Annotated in this window: 3 protein-coding genes; all 3 read left to right on the top strand. The window is 69.0% G+C overall.

Features of this window, described 5'->3' with window-relative positions; translation table 11 throughout:
- The first annotated feature begins 333 nt into the window (after positions 1-333).
- Positions 334-531 carry a transposase family protein gene (locus ASC99_RS39535; RefSeq protein ID WP_057237339.1) on the top strand — a complete coding sequence of 66 codons (198 nt, stop codon included), beginning with the start codon at positions 334-336 and terminating at the stop codon, positions 529-531.
- Entirely contained in the window at positions 519-1,337 is an 819-nt protein-coding gene (locus tag ASC99_RS28360) for a hypothetical protein (RefSeq protein WP_057237337.1), read from the top strand. Before ASC99_RS39535 ends, ASC99_RS28360 begins: the two co-directional genes overlap by 13 nt.
- 53 nt (positions 1,338-1,390) lie before the next feature.
- The coding region (locus ASC99_RS28355; protein ID WP_200948455.1) for an alpha/beta fold hydrolase at positions 1,391-1,685 on the top strand (295 nt) is incomplete at its 3' end.

Genomic DNA, 1,685 nt, shown 5'->3' with positions numbered 1-1,685 from the left:
CCGGCCAGTCCCGCCGAGACCCGGGCGAACAGCTCGGCCTTCACCGCCTTCATGCGTTCCAGCGCCGCGCGGAGCTGGGGCCGCAGGTGTCGGCGTACACACGAACGTGCCCAATCACGTACGGATGAATGGGGTCTGTCGCAATCAGTGTGATCAGGCCCGCGTCGGCGGCTGCTTCTGTGATCATGTCCTGCGTGCGATTCTCGTGATCTTGAGTTAATTCTTCCTCATCTGGCCGCCGTGGCGGTTGAGTTGGTCGAGCGAACGGCTGCCGGGGTGAGGTTCCACGCTCGTGTGAGGGCCACTGCGGCGGCGTATTCACGGTGCGGCCACGTGTCGTCCCGGGTGCACGGGCGGTACGTGCGGCGGCTGGCCGATGCCGCGATCGGTGGCGTGCGGGCGGTGATCGAGTTGATGGTGCGTCGGTTCCGCTGTGAGAACCCGGCCTGCCCCGCTGTCACGTTCGTCGAGCAGGTGGACGGGCTGACGACACCTCATGCCCGCCGCACGCCACTGCTGTGGAGACGCTGACCTCGATCGCGCGGTCGGTGGCAGCCAGGCCCGGAGCCCGCCTGGCCGCAGCACTGGGCATCGACATCGCGAAGGACACCCTGCTCCGCCTCACCCGCGCTCTGTCAGAAGCCGCCGCGACCCACGTGCGGGTGCTCGGCGTGGACGACTTCGCACTGCTCAAGGGCCATCAGTACGCCACGACCCTGGTGGACCTGGAGCGCCGGGACCGGGCCCGCTCCTACGTCGAGGGCTCCACCGTCGGCGCCCCGCAAGCGGTGCAGGTCGCGGACGCCTGGCACCTGTGGCACAACCTTGCCGAGGCGGTCGAGAAGACGGTCGCGGGGCACTACGCCTGCGTCCGGCGGGCCTACGATGCCGCGGCCCGCCAGCTCGCGGACGATCACGTGGAATCGCCAACTCCTTTGCCGGACGCGGAGCGTGACGTTCGTGGGCGTGAGCGGCGGATCGTGGCGACGATGCGGGAGCGGTTCGCGGCCGTGCACGAGTTGCTGGCTCAGGGGCGCTCATTGAAGGGGATCAGTCGAGACTTGCGACTCGACTACTACTCCGTGCGCCGATACGCCCGGGCCGGCAGTATCGACGAGGTCCTGGTGAAGGTGGTGAACCGGTCGACGCTGCTGGACGACTACAAGTCCTACCTTCACCAGCGGTGGAACGAGGGCTGCCGCAACGCCAACCAGCTCCACCGGGACGGCTCTTCCAAATCCGCGTGCACGCGCCGTTCCGGTCAGTCTCTGACCGGAAGGGCCTGCTGCCTGACCGTCCCCGCCCTGCGCTCCCTGCCGTGGGCTGCGGGGTCTTGAATCGTTGTGCCGCGGGTGTCGCGGTGGTGGGTGGCCGACGGAAGGTGTGGCACATGACCGAGTTCGTGGCGTTGGAGGGCGGGCGCATCGCCTGCGACGTGGTTGGCGAGGGCCCGCTCGTGGTGCTGTCGCACGGCATGGGCACCTGGCGCCAGGACTTCCGGCATCTGGTGCCCAGGCTGGTCGGCGCGGGGTACCGGGTGGTGAACGCGGACATGCGGGGGCACGGGGAGTCCAGTACCGGCTGGGCTTCTGTGACGGGGAAGCACGCCATCAGCCGGACCGACGTCGCCGGTGATCTGCTCGGGGTCATCCGGTACTTCGGCGGCGTCGCTGCTGCTGCGCCGT

The organism is Kitasatospora sp. Root107 (assembly GCF_001424875.1).
In the GTDB taxonomy this organism is placed as follows: Bacteria; Actinomycetota; Actinomycetes; order Streptomycetales; family Streptomycetaceae; genus Kitasatospora.
The sequence above is the reverse complement of the archived record's forward strand: the minus strand, read 5'-3'. Positions and strand labels throughout refer to the sequence as shown.